This window comes from Methylomonas rosea (genome assembly GCF_024505055.1).
GTDB lineage: Bacteria > Pseudomonadota > Gammaproteobacteria > Methylococcales > Methylomonadaceae > Methylomonas > Methylomonas rosea.
This window is the reverse complement of the sequence record NZ_JANIBL010000012.1, coordinates 38794-58058: the sequence shown is the minus strand read 5'-3', so window position 1 is coordinate 58058 and position 19265 is coordinate 38794. Positions and strand designations below refer to the sequence as shown.

The following is a 19265-nucleotide window of genomic DNA, read 5'->3' as shown; positions in this document are numbered from 1 at the left end:
AAATAATTTTCTAAATGTTACGTTACTGAGTAAATTTACTCAGTAATGTAACATGAAATATGCCCGCCCTCAGGAAGCCCTGCTCAAAACCCGCCTTGGCGATCCGGTTCACTTCATCAATTTGCTCGCAGGCCCAAGGCAAGTCGGCAAAACCACCATTATTCGCGACATCGTTTCCGCCGAACCGGTACAAGGCTATTACGTATCAGTGGACGACGAACCGAACATCTCTCCCTATGATGTCGCTGGTGTGGTTGCGGCTATTTCGCCACCGCAAAGGAAGGACAAAGCCTGGTTGGTATTTCATTGGCAGGAAGCCAGAAACCGCGCCGCCGCCTGGCTAAAAACAACACAAACTGACGATGCCTTTGTGTTTGCGATAGATGAAATCCAAAAAATCGAACATTGGTCCGACATCGTCAAAGGCCTATGGGATGCCGACCGTGCCAACGGCATACCCATGCATGTGGTGTTGCTGGGTTCCGCGCCGCTGTTGATGCAAAAAGGCTTGTCGGAAAGTCTGGCCGGACGTTACGAAACCTTGCCGGTCAGTCACTGGGGCTTTGCCGAAATGCAAGAAGCCTTTGGGTTGACGCTGGAACAATACGTCTATTTCGGCGGTTATCCCGGCAGCGCCTGGCTGATAAAAGACGAAACTCGCTGGCGTCGTTACGTGCGAGATAGCTTGATTCAACCTAATATTGAAAAAGACATCCTGCAAATGGTGCGCATCAAAAATCCGATGCTATTGAAGCAGTTGTTCGAACTGGGTTGCCACTATTCCGGGCAAGAACTGTCGTTAACCAAAATGATAGAAAGCATTATCGAAGCCAAACACACCGAAACCCTGGCCGACTACCTGCATCTACTGAGCGAAACCAAGTTATTGGCCGGTCTGCATAAATACGCGGGCCAAGAAGTCCGCAAGCGCAATTCCGCACCCAAGCTGCATGTATTCAACACCGCCTTGATGTCGGCACTGCAGGATTACAGCTTCGCTGAGGCGCAAGCCGACCGAAGTTATTGGGGGCGTTTGGTGGAAAGCAGCGTCGGTGCTCACCTGCTCAATACCATCGACGAAGACACCAAGCTCTACTACTGGCGCGAAGGCAATCAGGAAGTCGATTTCGTGTTGGCCAAAGGCAAGAAGCTGGCGGCGATAGAAGTCAAGAGCGCGCCCAAGCCGGTGGTATCGGCGGGGTTGAGCCTGTTTGCCGAAAAATATCCCCACGCCAAAAGAATTCTGGTGGGAACTGGCGGCGTGCCGCTGGCGGAATTCCTGTCTCAACCGGCCGACGATTGGCTGGAATAGTTCATGCTGTTTCGCGTCCCCCGCACCGTCACCGAAAAAACCACGGAAGACGTTTCCGCCGAAAGCCGTCCCATCGCCGACTACAGAGGTCGGCCAGTCTATGTGTTGCTGGGCGAACCGGGTGCCGGCAAATCCACGTTGTTCGAAGAAGAAGCAGGCAACACCGGAAACGGCTATTACATTTCCGCCAGAGACTTTATCGATTTGGATAATGACGAATGGCGGGAGAAAACCTTGTTCATCGATGGCTTGGACGAAGCCCGAGCCGGCAAAGACGATGCCCGAACGCCACTGGGCGCCATTCGCGGCAAACTCAATAAACTGGGTTGCAAACGGTTCCGCATTTCCTGCCGCGAAGCCGATTGGTTGGGGGCGCTGGATAACAAGGATTTAGCCAAAGTCAGCCCCTCCCAAGAAATTACCCAATTATATTTAGACTCGTTAAACAGCGGTGACGTAAAGACGATACTCGCCAACGACGGCCGTGTCGGCGATGCCGATAGTTTCATCGCAAAGGCGGAAAGCTTCGGCCTGTCCGGTTTGCTGGACAATCCGCAAACCCTGGATATGTTGATCGACGGTGCCAAGGGCGGTCGGGAATGGCCGTCCACCAAACAACAGGTTTTCCAGTTGGCTTCGGAGCAATTGGCGGTGGAATTTAACGACGAACACCGGGTTGCGGAAAAATCCCCAGTTAATATTCCAACCTTGCTCGAAGCAGCCGGTTTGCTGTGCGCGATTCAACTGCTTGCCAACCTGTCAGGCTTCAGCGAAGGTTGCTCTCAACCGGGCCGCATCAGCCTTGATTCCATCGACCTTCCACCGTCGGCGTGTACCGCCTTAAAAACCCGCCTGTTCAGAAAGGAGGGAGACGAATACAGCTATGTGCATCGTAGCGTTGCGGAATATCTGGCGGCGCAATTCATCGCCGGCAAGATCAAGAATGGCTTATTGGTCAATCGAGTATTGGCGCTAACGACCGGCGTGGACGGCGGCATCGTCGCCGCATTGCGCGGCTTGATGGCTTGGTTGGCGGTATTGTCGGAGCCTGCGCGTGATAGGTTGATTGAAATCGATCCGTTGGGTTTGGTGGTGTATGGGGATGTGCAGTTGTTTTCGACGCAAACGAAATCCAGGTTATTGCAAGCCTTGATCCGGGAAGCGCAAACCAGCGGTTTTCCCAACCGCGATTGGCATACCACGGCGTTTTCCGCATTGTGTACAAAGGATATGGCGGGCGATTTAATGCAAGTGCTCGTCAGTCCAGGGCGTGGCGATGGCGAGCAATATTTGCTGTATTGCCTATTGCAAGGGCTTAGCTATTCAGAATGCGCTCCGGATATCAAGTTTCAATTACTCGCAATTGTCAGGGATAACACGTATTGGGAAGCCACTAGAAATTACGCCTTGAATGCTTTTTGCCAACTATATTCAGATGATTACGAAAGTTTATTGCGCTTGGCGGAGGAAATTCATAATAAAGTCGTTATGGATGCACGTAATGATTTATTAGAAGTTTTATTAAGAAAACTGTATGTATCAAAAATAAAACCTGTGGATATCATTCGATTCATAGGCAGGCAGAATGATGGCAACAGAATCTCTTGTATTCGCTTTTGGAAAAATCAATTTTTGCACAGTATAACTGACGGTGAATTGCCTGAGGTTTTAGACAGGCTATTTTGCATTGGAACAGAGAGGATATATGCCATATTAGATGATTTGTTTAGTGTGGCTGGTGACTTATTGGTTCGAGGATTGACTCTGCATGGCCTATCTGTTTCTGATGAAAGGCTTTATTATTGGTTATCGATCGGTATTGACGAATACGATGAATGCAAGTTGCCGCAAGAATACAAAGCGAAAATATCGGCATGGCTGGAAGCAAACCCTGAAAAATTTTTTAATCTGATCTTGGAAGGTTTGAAACGAATAGAGAACAAGGAAAATATAGAATATTCGATTTCTTTGATATTTAAGCGTTTCCGAAATGCTGCTCCGCCGAAAAATTTGGGTGCCTGGTGGTTAAGCACGGCATTGACCGAAATCGATCCAGACAAAAGAATCTCTTATTTCAAACTGGCATTCTCGACACTCAATAAGCAAGACAGCGTTTTGACTCTTGACGACTTAACCGATTGGGTCTCTCAGCATCCTGAGTTCATTCAGGTTTTTAATGAGCAAAAGTTTCGCCCCATTCCTGAATGGTGGAAAAAACGAGTCGAATCCAAAGCTAAGTGGCAAGGTCAACGCGAACAACAGTTGGCTGAGAAATTAAGTTTTTTTTATAAAAATTTGGATGACATTGCTGCTGGCAAGGCTGAACCTTTTGTTTACGACCAAATTTCACAATATTTCGATCATCGAGTTAGTGTAGGCGGGAAAACCAATGAGCAGCGATTAGCGGAGTATCTAAATCACAACGAGGTTTTGATTTCGGCAGCGAAAAGCGGATTGCGAAGAATGTTGGATAGAACTGATATTCCTGATGCGGAAGAAATATTGGCAGCTGATGTAAAAAATAAATATCACCATATCAGGCGACCGTTCCTAATATGCATTGAAATTTTGTATTTGGAGGACAATAACTTTTTAGAAGGCTTAAGCGATGACTTAATCAATAGCGCGCTTGCATTTTGCTTCACACAGGGTACGTTTGAAGATGAATGGTTCAAGGCATTATGCCATTCTCGGCCTGATTTTGTTGCTAAAGCCTATACGGATTATATTGCGACCTTTCTAAATGCCAAGGCTAAATATATTCATGGCATTTCTTATCTTACCGGTGCCGCACATCTCTTGCCTATAGCAAATCGAATAGTCTTACCGTTGCTCGAAAAATATCCGATACGCGGTTACAAAGATCACATTCACCATCTTAAATACTTATTGAAAGCCGCTATTGCCGAGGCCGATAGGATTGAATTACATGCACTTATTGAGAAAAAACTGGCTTGCAAAGGCATGGATTTGGCGCAACGCATTTATTGGCTTGCCACGGGTTTAATCATTGAGCCAAGTATTTACGATACGAAGATCAAACTGGAGGTGACCGGCAGCACCACCCGGATCAATCATTTGTCTTCGTTCTTGTTACCGATGCATGGCAATGAACCCTATTTCAACATCGATCTGGTTTCGACTCAACGCATGTTGATAGAGTTATTGGCACCGCGTTGTCAGCCAAATTGGCCTAGAGGTGGCGGATGGGTTACGCGAGCAATGGAAGAGCGGGATTACGTTCGCTCCTTGTTAAACAACTTGGCGGCGAACCCCGGCGAAGACGCCGCAAAGGTTCTGGCCGATTTGCTCGAACAACCGAAACTAGCCGCCTGGCACCCATTAATCCGCGACGCCCAACAAACCCAACAAATCAGCCGCCGCGAAGCCTTGTATAAACATCCCGACGCTTGCCAAGTCATCGAAACGTTGAATGACCAAAAGCCGGCCAATGTCGCCGATCTGGCCGTGCTGGCGATGGATTGTTTGCGGCAATTGGCGGAGGAAATGCATGGCGGCAGTACTAACCGCTACCAACATTTTTGGAATTTAAAGGGCAAGGAAACTTTAGCCCCAAAAGAGCCTTACCCCGCGGAAGACCCTAGATACGAAGAGGTTGGCCGCAATTATTTGGTTGATCTCCTAAAACCGATGCTGACGAAATACGGTGTCGCCGTCGAACCGGAAGCGCTACAAGCCAATGAGAAGCGCGCCGACATCAAATTGTGCTTCATCCATGATGGCCGAACATATTACCTGCCCATCGAAATCAAGCGCGATTACCACCGCGAACTATGGAAAACCATTCATCAGCAATTAATACCGCGCTACACCATCTCCCCGGAAACCGAAGGCCGTGGCTTGTATTTGGTGTTGTGGTTTAACTTTAAAAGGCTGCCGACACATCCCCAAGGCCTGCCGCCGCCCAAGTCAGCCGCTGAACTGGAAGAACGGCTGAAGGCCACATTGACACCGGCGGAGAGAAAATTAATCGACGTCTTCGTGCTTGACGTTTCTGCAACAACACCATCAAAACCGAGCTAAAACTGCCTACAACCGATTTCAAACCAATACTGATGTTTAGCTAATCCAAGGACTTTCAGGGTTTGTGTCCAAGCATGCGCAAATCTCGTAGACGGTCGGACGATGTTTTTGGATTTTGGCTTTCATTGGTGTCACAAGCTACTGGGAGTGCGGTTGTGTAACAGCCATTAAAATTCTGGACGACCGTTTGGCGTAGAATTCGAATCACTTCCTTTATGCTGACCTAGGTCTGGTTTTCACCGGAACAGCTGGCGGTTTTAAATTGGAACAGGTGGCTGAACTGCGGTGGAATATACAGTCGAATCACTAACAATTTTCCCTGGTTGTTGTGCGGTTGTCGCAATCCTGTCTCAAAACAATACACGCAAACTGTGATACATCCTTGAAATTCCTGGTATTCCGGGGCTTGCGGGCGTTGCTTTCCATGGCATTGATATTGCTGTGGGTCAATTGAAAACCATTGGGATTTTCAAGAGGGCAGCAGGCGCATGCCAAAGCCTGTCGCCGATTTTTTGGCAATGTCATTAAGGTGATGAGATGAGCGAAGTTCTATGGGTGGGTTTGATTATGTTGATTGTGGCGGCCTGTGCGTTCGCGCCCTTGGGTTGCATGTTGTCGGCTTATGCAAAGTCGAGTAAATCCGCCGGTGCCAGTAAAGCCGTGGCAGGCGATGCCGGCGATGCCGGGAGGGGCGTGCCTGAGGATTCCATCCTCAAACGGCATTTTTTGACGCAATTGCAAAGCGAGATTGAAGCAACCTTGTTTCCCCGGCCAACCGATTCGATGCTGCAGCGGCATTACGATTCATTGGTGGCGGCCAAGGTAGAACACCGTTTGCAGCTTATCGGAAAATAACCCTCTTTCCGTCGGTGTAGGTGCGGATAATTTCGCACCTATCTTCCGGTTTTTTCTGCGCCATCGTGTATTTCGCTGGCATTCTCCTCGTCCGATTAGCGAAAATAGACCGCAGATGTGTCGCCTTGCGGCGATTCCCCCGTCACTTAATCCAGGCTTTGCATGCTAAACGCCGCCGATCTCGACACCTTGTTTTTGACCTTTCGCGTCGCCAGTCTGGCTACCTTACTGTTGCTGTTGTTGGGCACGCCGCTGGCTTGGAAGCTGGCGCGCAGCCGCTCGCGCTGGAAAGGCGTGATCAATAGCGTGGTGGCGTTGCCTTTGGTGTTGCCGCCGACGGTATTGGGTTTTTATTTATTGGTGTTGATGGGGCCGGCCGGGGTGGTGGGGAAATTTACCCTGTGGTTGGGTATCGGCACCTTGCCGTTCAGTTTCGGCGGCTTGGTGGTGGCATCGGTATTGTATTCGCTGCCGTTCGTGGTGCAGCCTTTGCAAAATGCCTTTGTGGCGATGGGCGAGGCGCCTCTGGAAGCGGCCGCAACCTTGGGGGCGGGGCCGCTGGATCGGTTTTTCAGTGTGGCCCTGCCTTTGGCGAAACCGGGGTTTTTAACCGCCGGCGTGTTGGGATTTACCCATACCGTCGGCGAATTCGGCGTGGTATTGATGGTTGGGGGCAATATCCCCGATAAAACCCGCGTGGTTTCCGTACAAATTTATAACCATGTCGAAGCACTGGAATACGGGCAAGCGCACTGGCTGGCCGGCGGTTTACTGATCTTCTCCTTTTTGGTGTTACTGCTGCTCTACAACAGCCAACAAACCCAAACGCTGACACAATCCTTGAAATGACAATGGCCCCAGTTCAAAGCATTCAGGCCCGCTTGCGTCTGGCTTACGACCAATTCGATTTAGATGTCGATTTAAACCTACCTGCCAGCGGTGTGACGGTGTTATTCGGTCATTCCGGCTCCGGTAAGACCACGTTGCTGCGTTGTATCGCCGGCTTGGAGCGGCCAACGCAGGGCTTTTTGAAAATCGGCGACACCCTTTGGCAAGACAGCGATAGCGATTTTTTCCAGCCTACCCATCAGCGTAATTTGGCCTACGTATTTCAAGAAGCCAATCTGTTTCCGCATTTATCGGTGCGCGGCAATCTGGACTATGCCGTGCGGCGCTTGCGCGCCAAGGATCGGGTGTTTTCATTAGAACAGGCCATCGAATTGTTGGCGATAGGGCCATTGCTTGAGCGTTTGCCGGCCCGACTATCCGGCGGTGAGCGGCAGCGCGTAGCGATTGCCAGAGCCTTGGCCGCCAGTCCGGATGTGTTGTTGATGGACGAGCCGCTGGCTTCGCTAGACGAACAACGCAAGCAGGACATCCTGCCTTACCTGACCGGCTTGCATCAGAATCTGCAAATACCGATTCTGTACGTCACGCATTCTTTGCAGGAGGTCAATCAACTGGCAGACCACCTGCTGGTGATGGCCGCCGGTAAAGCACTGGCCTGCGGTCCGCTGGCGGAAACCCTGACTCGGCTGGATGGGCCCATGGCTTTGGATCGGCAAGCGGCCAGCGTCTGGCAGGGCAAGTTGATCAGCCACGAAGCCGAATATCACCTCAGCCATGCCGAATTCGCTGGCGGCAGCTTGAGTTTGCCGTATTTGGACATGCCGGTCGGCAGTCCGGTCAGAATCAGAATTTATGCCCGCGATGTCAGCATTACCTTGCAACCGCCGGAAGCGTCCAGCATCTTGAATATTCTGCCGGCCCGGGTGCTGGCGCTCAGCGAAATGGGGCAGGGCCAAACTGTCGTACAGTTGGCGGTGGGCGATGAGGTTTTATTGGCGCATATCACCCAAAAATCGGCGATGTTGTTAGGTGTGCAGCCCGGCATGGCCGTATACGTACAAATCAAAGGTACTTCCATAGTACGGTAAGCAATACCGCTCATTTTTACGGTTTGGCAGTTAGCTTGCCGAGTCTATTTCTTGTCGCTAGGGCGCATTTCTGCCGTATGAAATGTGATAGCCCTCAAAAAACGCAATGAATTTTTCGATGTTGGAGGGTTGCGAACGCCTTATCGGCATTTAGCGACTATCTTGTAAACGGTTTGCCGGAGAGGGTATCGCCGAATGGATAGCCGACGGCCCCCCGCGTCAAAATAGTTGTCACCTCAAAATAATAAAAAAAATGAAAGCAAAGATATGGCTTTATGGTCGGTATCAAATTCAAGCGACGAATCGATTAAACCTATTTCTGTTAGGTATGGCGCTTAACGTCACTATTCCGGGTAGCGCTGTGGCCGAAACCGCACCGGATATCGAAGATTTTTCCATCAACGAACTGATGCAAATGGAAGTGTCGTCGGCTTCCAGAAAGTCGCAGACTGTATCCGATACCGCCGCCGCGGCGTTCGTGATTAGTCAGGACGACATTCGCCGCTCAGGCGCCACGAGTATTCCCGATGCACTTCGCCTGGCGCCCGGCCTTGAGGTGGCGCAAATTAACGCCAGCGTCTGGGCGGTTACCGCGCGGGGCTTCAATGGCCGTTACGCCAATAAATTGCTGGTACTGATGGACGGCCGCAGCGTTTACACGCCGTTATTTTCCGGGGTGTTCTGGGATTTACAGGATACTTTGATGGAAGACATCGAGCGTATCGAAGTGATCCGCGGTCCGGGCGCGGTGATGTGGGGCGCCAACGCGGTAAACGGTGTGATCAATATCATCACCAAGAAAGCCAAGGACACCCAAGGCAATCTGTTTGTGGCTGGCGGCGGCAACCAGGAGCGCGGCTTCGCCGGATACCGGCATGGTGGCCGAATCGGCGACGACGGCAGTTATCGGGTGTATGCCAAAACCTTTGAACGCGACACCTTTGTTAACTCAGCCGGAGAAGGACTGCACGACGATTGGCGCTCGGTGCAGGGCGGTTTTCGTATCGATGACCGCATCTCCAACGACAGCCGCTACACGGTGCAAGGCGATGTGTACCGCAAGACCATAGGCAACACCGTGGTGCCGCAAACCGTACTGCCGCCGTTTAACCGCGAGTTCAACGTCGACGAGCATGCCGATGGTGCCAACCTGTTGGCGCGCTGGGAGGGCAATTTCAGTGACGGCTCCGAATTTATGCTGCAAGGCTACTATGACCGGGTCAATTTCAACGCTGCGGCGCTGTCGGACAATCAAGATATGCTGGACATCGATTTTCAGCATCGCTTGCATCCCAATGCCGATCACGATTTGATGTGGGGCGCCAGTTACCGCTTTATTCACAGCACCACCGTCAATACATCGGCCATCGCCTTTACCCCCAACAGCTTGGGTTATCACAACGGCAGCGTGTTCGTGCAAGACGACATCACGCTGATAGACGATACCTTGCGCTTGACGCTAGGCACCAAGCTGGAAGAAAGCCATTTCGGTAACACGCAGGTACAGCCCAACGCCCGTTTAATGTGGACGCCGGATCAAGTGCATTCGGTGTGGGCTTCGGTTTCCAGGGCGTCGCGCACGCCGGCGCGCGGCGAAGCGCAGGCAAACGTAGCGTTGGGCGGTGTACCGACCGGTTTGCCGGCGCCGTTCGATCAGGTTCAAGTCATCGCCCAGCCCAACCCCAATCTACGCGCCGAAAAAATCTTTGCCGCCGAAATCGGTTACCGCGCTCAGTGGACCGAAAAATTCTCCACCGACATCACCGCCTTCAGCAATCACTACAGCGATTTGGTGCTATTCCGCAGGGGGGAGTTGGTAGGGCTTACCCAGTCCTTGGTCTGGAGCAACGCCCAGCAAGACTTCACCACGCGCGGTATCGAGATCGCCAGTGAGTGGCACGTGTTGGATTGGATGCGCTTCAGCGGCAATTACAGCCACCTGAAAATGGAAATACCCCAGGATCCGCTCAATCCGGATATCGCCGGGCTGAGTCCACGCCATCGCGGTTCCTTGCGTTGGCAGATGGACTTGCCGGAAAAAATAAAGCTCGACTTTACGCTACGCCATGTCGGCCGCTTGCATTCCACCAGTCAGGCCGTGCCGGCCTACACTACGTTTGACGCCAGACTGGCTTACGAGCCCTATAGCGGCGTGGAGTTTGCCGTCATCGCTCAAAATCTGTTCTCGCCCAGCCATCCTGAATATAAAGATTCATCCGCGCTGTCCTTGCCCAGTAGCGCCGTGGAAGTGCCGCGCTCTATCTACGGCAAACTCAGCTGGCGCTTTTGATTTTTCAACCCGTAAAGAGTATCGACCATGCGTAAGCTCTGGAAAAAATTACCCTGGATTATTGCCGGGATTGTGCTGATTGTCGGCCTGCTGAAGCCATCGTTATTGCCTTGGCTATTGTTAGTGTTAACCGTGGCCGCGTGTTTGTTCCTGCCGCGCCGTGGCTTGATAGGTCCGGTCGAATTGCCGGCCGACGATGCCTTTTTACCCAGCGAACAAGTGCAATGGTGGTATTGGACCGGGCATTTATTCACCGACGACGGCCGCCGCTTTGGCTTTGAAATCGTGTTTTTCTCGTTCGACAGTTTGGTGATTTTTCGCGATCAGCTGGTGCAGGCGGCAGTTACCGATGTGAATGGTCAGCGGTTTTCGTTCGAAGAATTCGTTGAGTTTCATCTACCCAAGCGCACACCCAATGGCTTCAATCTGACTTCCGGTTCAGACAATAAAGTCACGGCGACCGGTGGCGACGGCCATGATCGTTTGCACGCGCAAGTCGGCGACTATGTGCTGGATCTGGAACTCAATGCCACCCAGCCTCCGGCACTGCATTACGGCGGCGATCCTCATCCTTACCGGTTCGGCGGCTACACTTACTACTACTCTCGGCCGAAAATGGCGACCACCGGGACTATCAGTATCGGCGGCCAGACTTTTCAGGTCACCGGCAATAGTTGGTTCGATAGACAATACGGGGAACTCTACCAAGCCATTCTGCAAGGCTGGCAATGGTTTGCGATCGAATTGGCGGACAACCGGCAAATCATGCTGTTCGACTTTAAGGGCAGCGACACGTCGGTAGAAAAGTCCGGCTCGATTACCGATGCCCAAGGGCAAACCGTCACGCTGGCGGCGCACGAATTCACAGTAAGCGTGCTGGGCGAATGGACCAGTCCCAACACCGGCTGTACGTATCCTTCCGGCTGGGAAGTCGAGGTACGAGGGGAGAAATTTACCGTGCAGCCTTTGGTGCAGGATCAGGAATTGCGCGCGCAGCATTCTCTTTGGGTTGGGCCTACATATTGGGAAGGCGCGTGCAGCGTGGCCGGTGCAGCTGCCGGTAATGCCTACGTGGAGTTGAACGGTTTTTGCCGTTGCCCCAGTAGAGGCGGTTGAGTATTGAGGTTTCTAAAAATCAAAGAAATTCCATTCTCCCTGTGGTACGGAGGGAAAATGGACTGTTTCGCTATGACGCCACCCTAGAGGCATAGGAAGTTTTTAGATGTTCCGTTATTAATTCTACTTTGTCAGATTAGAAGGAAGTCTGTCATACCCGCCGGGATACCCACAGGGCGCAAGAGCGGGTATCCATGCCGGAATGACGACCTTCGGCAATGTGATGCCCGGAATCTGACAAAGTAGAATTAAGCAGGCCCTTAAATTCCCTGAATTCGTCATACCCGCGAAGGCGGGAGCCGTTAGACTGCGCAGCGAATCCAGGGTAGCCGCTGAGCTCCCGCCTTCGCGGGAGCGGCGATATTTAAGGGCCGGGGCAATAAATGATTTACGCTTCGCCTAGAGACGCAAGCCTGTCCCGGGCAAAGTTGCTGGGCTTGTGTCTCTGTACATTAACAAGCATGATTGCGGGTACGCTCCAATCAAAAATATCGCAAATCTACCCGGACGTTTCTTGACCAACACCTGATGCAAAAAGGACCACGCATATATTACGAAACGACCAACGTGAAAAGTCTGCGCTGCGCACCTGGCGTAATGCTGGGTATGGTCAAAAGCTATCTGCGCAAGCGTTTTTTTGCGCCGCAATCCAGACGCTATTCTACGTATAAATGGGTTCTCGCCTGTTTTTGCCTGCTGGTGCCTGGCTGGCAGGTATTGCCGGCCGCCAGTCTGTCGGAAGCGCAGATCAAAGCCGCCTATCTATACAATTTTGCCAAATTCGTGGAATGGCCCGCCGACGTATTGCCGCCCGGTGCGGACATTTTGCTATGTGTGGTCGGCAATAGCGTGCTGGACGGTGAATTGCAAGCTCTGGACGGACGCAAGGCCGGCGAACGCACCTTGCGGTTTGTCCAGCATAACTATACCGATGCCGACCTGAATAATTGCCATCTGTTGTTCCTCGGCAGCTCCGAGAAAGCGCACTTTGTGGTGACCTTAAAAGCGCTGCGCGATGCGCCGGTGTTGACCTTATCCGACATCGACGATTTTGCCGAAAAAGGCGGCGGCATCAGCTTGCTGTTTCGCGACAACAAGGTGGTATTTGAAGTTAATCTGGAACCGATTCGTAACGCACGGCTGCATTTACCCGGCCAACTGTTGAATATTGCCGCCATTGTTTACGGGAGATAGTTTGATGCGCGTTTTGCCCAATTTTGCCAACTGGTCCCTGCGGCGCAAACTGGTGTCCATCATCATGTTTAGTTGCGCGGTATGCCTGTTTGTCAGTCTATCGGTAATGGTGGTTAGCTCGGTGGTAAGTCGCTATCGGGGCGTGTTGCACGAATTGTCGAGTTTGGCCGACGTGTTAGCCGAAAACGGCCAGGCCGCGCTGGTGTTTGCCGATAAAGCCGAAGCCAGCAGGTTGTTGGAGTCGTTGAAAGACCGGCCGGAGCTATATGCAGCCTGGATGGTGTCCGCTGATGGCGGGGTGCTCGCGTCATGGAGCCGGGGAACGGCGGATATTGGCATACCCAGCGACTACCGCCGACCCTTCCGCGAACTGCGCACCAACTTCTGGAGCAGGCGCGCCGAGCTGTTCACGCCGGTGATCAAAAATACCGAACTGATTGGCTATGTGTTATTGCAAGCCGATTTCACCGCACAATGGAACGATCAACTGGCCGACTTGGGCAAGAGTTTGGGGGCCGCGGGGCTGGCGCTGATATTGGTCTATCTGTTGGCAATACGCTTGCAACGCATCATTTCCAAGCCGATAGAGGAGTTGGCTACGGCCGCGCGGCTTATCGCCGAGGATAAAAATTACGCGTTACGCGTGGCGCAGCGCGACCGGGACGAGATTGGCGATTTGGTGCAGGCCTTTAATACCATGTTGGGCGAGATCCAATTGCGCGACGAAACCCTTACCGGCCATCGCGACCGTCTGGAAGCAGAAGTGGCGCAACGCACCGAAGAATTATTGCAAGCCAAAGAGGAAGCAGAAGCCGCCTCGCGCTCCAAGGGCATGTTCCTGGCGAATATGAGCCATGAAATCCGTACACCGATGAACGCGATCATCGGGCTGTCGGATTTGGCGTTGAACAGCGATCTGTCGCCCAAGCTGCGGGATTATCTAAGGAAAATCCACACCTCATCGCTGGCCTTGTTGGGGATTACCAACGATATTCTCGATTACTCCAAAGTCGAAGCCGGCCGCATGGAATTGCAGACCGAAGCGTTTAGTTTGGAGGATGTGTTGGAAAATGTGCTGAATCTGTTCATCGTCCGCGCCGAGGAAAAAGGCCTGGAACTGGTGCTGGAACTGGATTCAGCTTTGCCGCCGCGCTTGATTGGCGACGCGTTGCGCTTGGGGCAGATATTGAACAATCTGGTCGGCAATGCTGTGAAGTTTACCGAGGCCGGGGAAATTCATATCAAGGTTTCGCAGTTGGCAAAAACCCACGGCTACTCCACCTTGAGTTTTTCGGTGCGCGATACCGGTATTGGGATGTCGGCTGAACAGCTTGAGCATTTGTTTCATGCCTTTACCCAGGCCGACGGTTCGATTACCCGCCGCTTTGGCGGTACCGGGCTGGGATTGACCATCAGCAAGCGGCTGGTGGAAATGATGGGCGGTAATTTAGCGGTGCAGAGTCAGCTTGGCGAAGGCAGCTTATTTGAGTTTACGCTGTTGCTGCCGTTTCCATCCGAGCAGAAAGCGCGACCAATTCCCGGCCATCTGCAAAGTATGCGGGTGTTGATCGTCGATGATTTGGACATCTCCCGGCAGATGTTGCGCGATATTTTGCTGGCCTGGGGCTTTCAGGTCGAGGAAGCCGCGGCCGGGGCCGAAGCCTTGGATGCGCTACGCGCCGCCAACGATGCCAATCGGGATTTCGAGTTGGTGTTGCTGGATTGGAAAATGCCCGGTCTGGATGGCGTGCAGGTTACCCGGGAAATTCGCGAGATGGTGCGCCGTACCGAGATTCGTAGCGCCCCGGTCGTAATTATGGTGACCGCCTTCAGCCGCGAGAAATTATTAAGCGCGGCGGGCGATGCGATACCCGACGATATTTTGGTCAAGCCGGTGATGCCTTCGACCTTACTCGAGGCCTTGACGCGTTTGCAGGGCGGCAATACCGAGCAGGACATTGAAAAAAGCCGGCCGCTGCTGGCTGGCATGGCGGCCTCAATACGCGGCGCCCGCATCCTGTTGGTGGAGGACAACGAGGTTAACCAAATGGTCGCCAGGGAATATCTGGAAAGCTCCGGCTTGCACGTCACCGTGGTTAATAACGGCCGGGAAGGGGTCGAAGCGGTCAGGAAAACCCGCTACGACGCGGTGTTGATGGACTTACAAATGCCGGAGATGAGCGGTATCGAAGCCACCCGGCTGATCCGCCAGGATGCGCGCTTTGCCGAATTGCCCATCATTGCCATGACGGCGGCGGTGCAGGAGCGCGAGCGCAACGACTGTTACGCCGCCGGCATGAACGACCATATCGGCAAGCCGGTGTTGCCGCAGACTTTGATGGCCGCCTTGTTGCGCTGGATAAAACCGTTGGGACGCAGCGCATCTGTCGAGCCGGCGCCGCCGAAGTCAGAGTCTATGGTCTCCGGCTTATCCAGTGAATTGCCTGGATTCGATATGGAGTATATTCGGCTTATGATCGGCGAGGACAGTCGTAAATTACAGCTTTTGTTCGAGTGTTTTAGAGATAAGTTTGCCGATACAATGCAACGCCTAAGAGCGTTGCACAGCGCCGAAAAAACCGAGCAGGCGGTGGATTTGCTGCACAATTTAAAGGGAGCCGCCGGCGTGCTGGGCGCTGTCGAACTGAGCCGGGCCGCGGCGAATCTGGAGGATGCTTTGCATGCCGGTATGCCGTTCGACGCCGGCCTCAGCGCTTGCGAGACCAGTCTGGCGGCAACCCTGCGCACGATTGCTGATTTCACCGCGACGGTCGCCGTTGCCGACGCGCGGAATGAAGCTGCGGATTGGGTGGCGGCAAACGAGTTGGCCGGCCAGTTGCGCGGCTTGTTGGAGGGTAGCGATTTTGTACCCAATGACTTGATCGAGCAATTGAAGAGTGCGCTGCCTTGCCCGGAAACTCGGTTACTGATAAAAAAAATAGAAAAACAGGTCGGCAATATCGACTATGGTCAGGCTAGAGTGACGTTGGCCGAGTTGCAAACCTGGATAGCGTCACAGCGACAAAACAGAGGATAGTCATGACTACCGAGATCTCCAAGCCCTTGATTTTGATCGTAGACGATACGCCGACCAACATTCAGGTATTGGCGGAAAATTTGATCGACGAGTATCGAATCAAGGTCGCGGTCAGCGGCGAAGCGGCGCTGGAGGCCATCGAGCGGCAAGGCCCGCCCGATCTGATCCTGCTCGACGTGATGATACCCGGCATGGACGGATATGAAGTCTGCCGGCGTCTGAAAAGCGACCCACAAACAGCGGCTATTCCGGTGATATTTGTGACGGCGATGAATGCGGCCACCAACGAAGAATACGGCCTGAATCTCGGCGCGATGGACTACATTACCAAGCCGTTTTATTTGCCGGTGGTTAAGGCGCGGATCCGTAATCATATTCGCCTGAAACGGATGACGGATATGTTGGAAGCGATGGCCTGGATGGACGGCCTGACCGGCATACCCAATCGGCGGCGCTTTGATCAGGTCTTGGAAAACGAATGGAAGCGGGCGCAGCGCAATCAGTTGCCGTTGGCCTTAGTCATGGTGGATGTCGATTACTTTAAAGCCTATAACGACTGTCATGGTCATGGCGCGGGCGATATTTGCTTGCGGCAGGTGGCAACGATATTGGCGGCCTCGGTGAGTCGCTCCGGCGATTTGGTGGCGCGTTACGGTGGAGAAGAGTTTGTGATGCTGATGCCGGAAACCGACGCCGAAGGCGCCCAACGCGTATCCGAATTGCTATGCCGGCGCGTTGAAGCGCAGCAAATTCCGCATACCGGCTCCAGCGCTTCGCCTTGGGTGACGATTAGCGCCGGTTTTGCGGTAGTAGTGCCGGCTCTGCAACAGTTGCCGTCCGAATTGTTGGACGAGGCTGATCGGCAGTTGTATTTGGCTAAAGAAAGCGGCAGAAATGGTGCGTGCGGACACTATTCGACCGTTTAGCCCGGCCGCGTGTTCGCCGGCCGAGCTATGCGGGATTTTTTAAGCGGCAACAGCCGAAGCCTGCACCGATTGCAGGAAGTCCTGGCAGTCGGCGTTAATCAGCTCAAAGCCCATTTTCGCGCTGAAGCGTTTTTCCTTGTCGGTAGGGTTTTTTCTTAAAAACCAGCCTCTATGTTCGTCGGCACCGTAGGTGATGTCGCTCATGACCATCCGTTCGGAATCGCGATTGAGCGGCAGACCCAGCAACAGGTATTTTTTGCCTTTGCGGTAGTCCTTTAAAAAGTCCGGAATCGCGAAACCGCCCATCAGCTCGGTGATGTAATCGACATAGTCTGCATCGGAGGCGATGTAATTGGATTCGGGTTTTGGCGTGCCCATCGGTTTAAACAAGATCGGCAGATTTTTATCGACTTGTTCCTGCGGAATTTCGAAATAGTTGCTGCCGTCGTAATGATAAATTTTGAAACGAAAGGCGGTAGCGACGATGCGTGCGACGCCGACGATCAATGTGTGTTCTTCGTCGGCATAGCTGTCTTGCAACTGGGTGTCGCGATTAACGTCGACTACATACTTGGGCCGCCATTCTTTTAACCAATCGTGCATGGAGGCGCGGGTGTATTGAATTTGTCCGTAGGTCTTGTCGAGAAACTGCGATACATAGTTGCGGCCGCGCTTCAGTTCCTGGTTCATTGCCGCGCGCGGAAACTCGTACATCAATTTCGGTGCCATGGGTTTGCCGCCATTCATCGCCAAAATCAGGCTGTTGCTGTCGGCGGGCATCGGCTCTTGCGTCAGTTTGCTTTTGGCATCGAACACCGCGCCCGGCCCCAGATAGGGAATGACTTGATTATCGTACAAACCGCTTAGAATTTCGGAAAATACCGTATTTGACATAGTTGGCCCCAGCTAAATGAAAAGTAATGCTTAACTAATGCAAAATTCAATCCAGTTTGTTTAACTGCTTACAGGCCTTGTGCTGTATGGGTTGCGGTTTTTTGCGGCGCGGGTGGAAAGGCAACAACCGTATAAACTTAGGTGAAATTGTCGTAACTGCGACAAATTCGCAGAGCGATGGACGACACACGGCTGCGCTTGAAGTATTCGTTCGAATTAAAAACATGTATTGCAAAGAGACCGGCCGTTGTTCGCGGTTTGGATTTGCCGGCCCAGAATAGCGGCTCAAGTCGTTTGCTCGAAAACAAATCACTTTGGCCTGACAATGCATAATAATCGGGCTAAAGTTTTGCGAAAGCGCATCAGGCTTTGACCGTACCGTGTTCAATTAGACCCGGACGGGCCGTATTGACACGCTGATTTTTCCGATCAGTGCGCCTGCTTTTCCATAGTTGCCAAGAGAGGTATAGCCATGTCCGACATGCTTATTCTGGGTACCCGCAAGGGCACGGTAATATTTGAGCGGACGAACGGCGCTTGGCGTCCGCGTCCCATCGCTCATGCCGGCATACCGGTCTGCTACGCCGCACGCGATCCGCGCGACGGTACCTTATGGGTTTCGCTGGATCACGGTCATTGGGGGCCGAAGCTGTCGCGGTCGCGCGATGACGGCAAGACCTGGGAAGACACGTCGTCATTGAAGTATCCGGAAGGGGCGCGCTACATCGCCAAATATCTACCAACGCCGGATTTCGATCCTGAAGCCCCGGTTGGACAACCCGAATACCAGGATGCTACGGTGTTCAAGATCTGGCATCTGGCCTTCGGCAGTGCCGAACAAGCCGGCAGGATTTACGCCGGCACCATCCCCGGCGGACTGTTTGTCAGTGACGACGGTGGTGATAGTTGGACGCTAAACCGGCCGTTGTGGAATCACGAGAGCCGGGGTGGCGACTTGTTTGCCGGCGAGGCGACCAGCGAGAATCGCTGGGGCGGCACCCCGGCCAGTATTGATTACGGCGTATTCGAACCTGGCATTCATTCCGTCGTTGTCGATCCCCGCGATCCGAATCGGATCCATGTCGCCGTATCGTCGGCTGGCGTACTGGAAACCGCGGACGGCGGCCAGACTTGGCAAGGTCGAAATAACGGCTTATTAATGGACTATCTACCGAATCCGGCGGCGGATTGGGGTCATGATCCGCACTTCATGACCAACTGCACCGGGCAACCGGACCATCTTTGGCAGCAAAATCATTGCGGCGTGTTCTACAGCGACGACGGCGCGCGGCACTGGCGCAAGGTCAGTCTGCCGGATGCCGGCGTACATTTTGGTTTTCCGATTGCTGTCGATGCGCGTGACGGCCGGACTGCGTGGGTCGTGCCTGCTCGAGCGGATTCGGAACGGATGGCGATTGGTGGCGGTTTGTGCGTGGCTCGGACGACGGACGGCGGGCAGACTTGGCAAGCGTTTCGCGCCGGCCTGCCGCAGGAGCATGCTTACGATATTATCCTGAGGCATGGGCTTGATATTGCCGGCGATTGCCTGTGTTTTGGCAGTACCACCGGCAACGTCTATATGTCGGAAGATCGGGGCGAGACCTGGCAGTGTCTGGGTAACCATTTTCCGCCGGTCTATTCGGTGCGCTTCGGTTAAGCG

The 19265-nt window shown here is 53.0% G+C and carries 12 protein-coding genes; 11 read left to right on the top strand and 1 reads right to left on the bottom strand.

What is annotated here, in order from left to right; all coding sequences use genetic code 11:
* Positions 1–52: 52 nt before the first annotated feature.
* The 10 genes from NP589_RS05710 (at position 53) to NP589_RS05665 (ending at position 16711) form a co-directional block, all read left to right on the top strand.
* On the top strand, positions 53–1312 hold the full coding sequence (locus NP589_RS05710; protein ID WP_256606121.1) for an ATP-binding protein: 1260 nt from the start codon (positions 53–55) through the stop codon (positions 1310–1312).
* A 3-nt stretch (positions 1313–1315) separates the two neighbouring features.
* A complete protein-coding gene (locus NP589_RS05705; RefSeq protein WP_256606120.1) occupies positions 1316–5356 on the top strand; it encodes an NACHT domain-containing protein in 4041 nt (1346 codons plus the stop codon).
* 537 nt (positions 5357–5893) lie between these two features.
* Entirely contained in the window at positions 5894–6211 is a 318-nt protein-coding gene (locus tag NP589_RS05700) for a hypothetical protein (protein ID WP_256606119.1), read from the top strand.
* Positions 6212–6373: 162 nt separating this feature from the next.
* Positions 6374–7060, top strand: coding sequence for a molybdate ABC transporter permease subunit (gene modB, locus NP589_RS05695; protein WP_064036162.1), 687 nt, complete (start codon positions 6374–6376; stop codon positions 7058–7060).
* Positions 7057–8148 carry a molybdenum ABC transporter ATP-binding protein gene (gene modC / locus NP589_RS05690; protein ID WP_256606118.1) on the top strand — a complete coding sequence of 364 codons (1092 nt, stop codon included), beginning with the start codon at positions 7057–7059 and terminating at the stop codon, positions 8146–8148. Before modB ends, modC begins: the two co-directional genes overlap by 4 nt.
* Positions 8149–8401: 253 nt before the next feature.
* Positions 8402–10438 carry a TonB-dependent receptor plug domain-containing protein gene (locus NP589_RS05685; protein WP_256606117.1) on the top strand — a complete coding sequence of 679 codons (2037 nt, stop codon included), beginning with the start codon at positions 8402–8404 and terminating at the stop codon, positions 10436–10438.
* A 27-nt stretch (positions 10439–10465) separates the two neighbouring features.
* A complete protein-coding gene (locus NP589_RS05680) occupies positions 10466–11554 on the top strand; it encodes a lipocalin-like domain-containing protein (RefSeq protein WP_256606116.1) in 1089 nt (362 codons plus the stop codon).
* Positions 11555–12082: 528 nt separating this feature from the next.
* A complete protein-coding gene (locus NP589_RS05675) occupies positions 12083–12748 on the top strand; it encodes a YfiR family protein (RefSeq protein ID WP_256606115.1) in 666 nt (221 codons plus the stop codon).
* 4 nt (positions 12749–12752) lie between these two features.
* Positions 12753–15785 (top strand): hybrid sensor histidine kinase/response regulator, encoded by a 3033-nt coding sequence (locus tag NP589_RS05670; protein ID WP_256606114.1) that lies wholly within the window; start codon positions 12753–12755, stop codon positions 15783–15785.
* A gap of 2 nt (positions 15786–15787) precedes the next feature.
* Positions 15788–16711, top strand: a complete 924-nt coding sequence (locus tag NP589_RS05665) for a diguanylate cyclase domain-containing protein (protein WP_256606113.1) — start codon at positions 15788–15790, stop codon at positions 16709–16711.
* A gap of 39 nt (positions 16712–16750) precedes the next feature.
* On the opposite strand, the gene NP589_RS05660 is transcribed toward NP589_RS05665, so the two are convergent.
* The gene (locus tag NP589_RS05660; protein WP_256606112.1) at positions 16751–17605 is read right to left on the bottom strand and encodes an SIR2 family protein; all 855 of its coding nucleotides are present in this window, start codon (positions 17603–17605) and stop codon (positions 16751–16753) included.
* Between the two features lie 472 nt (positions 17606–18077).
* Between NP589_RS05660 and NP589_RS05655 the strand changes: the two genes are divergently transcribed.
* A complete protein-coding gene (locus tag NP589_RS05655; protein ID WP_256606111.1) occupies positions 18078–19262 on the top strand; it encodes a WD40/YVTN/BNR-like repeat-containing protein in 1185 nt (394 codons plus the stop codon).
* The last annotated feature ends 3 nt before the right edge of the window (positions 19263–19265 follow it).

What these genes read in the sequence shown, in the direction of transcription:
- NP589_RS05710 (WP_256606121.1), top strand. Translation starts at nt 53, where the DNA reads ATGAAATATGCCCGCCCTCAGGAAGCCCTGCTCAAAACCCGCCTTGGC.
- NP589_RS05705 (WP_256606120.1), top strand. Translation starts at nt 1,316, where the DNA reads ATGCTGTTTCGCGTCCCCCGCACCGTCACCGAAAAAACCACGGAAGAC.
- NP589_RS05700 (WP_256606119.1), top strand. Translation starts at nt 5,894, where the DNA reads ATGAGCGAAGTTCTATGGGTGGGTTTGATTATGTTGATTGTGGCGGCC.
- modB (WP_064036162.1), top strand. Translation starts at nt 6,374, where the DNA reads ATGCTAAACGCCGCCGATCTCGACACCTTGTTTTTGACCTTTCGCGTC.
- modC (WP_256606118.1), top strand. Translation starts at nt 7,057, where the DNA reads ATGACAATGGCCCCAGTTCAAAGCATTCAGGCCCGCTTGCGTCTGGCT.
- NP589_RS05685 (WP_256606117.1), top strand. Translation starts at nt 8,402, where the DNA reads ATGAAAGCAAAGATATGGCTTTATGGTCGGTATCAAATTCAAGCGACG.
- NP589_RS05680 (WP_256606116.1), top strand. Translation starts at nt 10,466, where the DNA reads ATGCGTAAGCTCTGGAAAAAATTACCCTGGATTATTGCCGGGATTGTG.
- NP589_RS05675 (WP_256606115.1), top strand. Translation starts at nt 12,083, where the DNA reads ATGCAAAAAGGACCACGCATATATTACGAAACGACCAACGTGAAAAGT.
- NP589_RS05670 (WP_256606114.1), top strand. Translation starts at nt 12,753, where the DNA reads ATGCGCGTTTTGCCCAATTTTGCCAACTGGTCCCTGCGGCGCAAACTG.
- NP589_RS05665 (WP_256606113.1), top strand. Translation starts at nt 15,788, where the DNA reads ATGACTACCGAGATCTCCAAGCCCTTGATTTTGATCGTAGACGATACG.
- NP589_RS05660 (WP_256606112.1), bottom strand. Translation starts at nt 17,605, where the DNA reads ATGTCAAATACGGTATTTTCCGAAATTCTAAGCGGTTTGTACGATAAT.
- NP589_RS05655 (WP_256606111.1), top strand. Translation starts at nt 18,078, where the DNA reads ATGTCCGACATGCTTATTCTGGGTACCCGCAAGGGCACGGTAATATTT.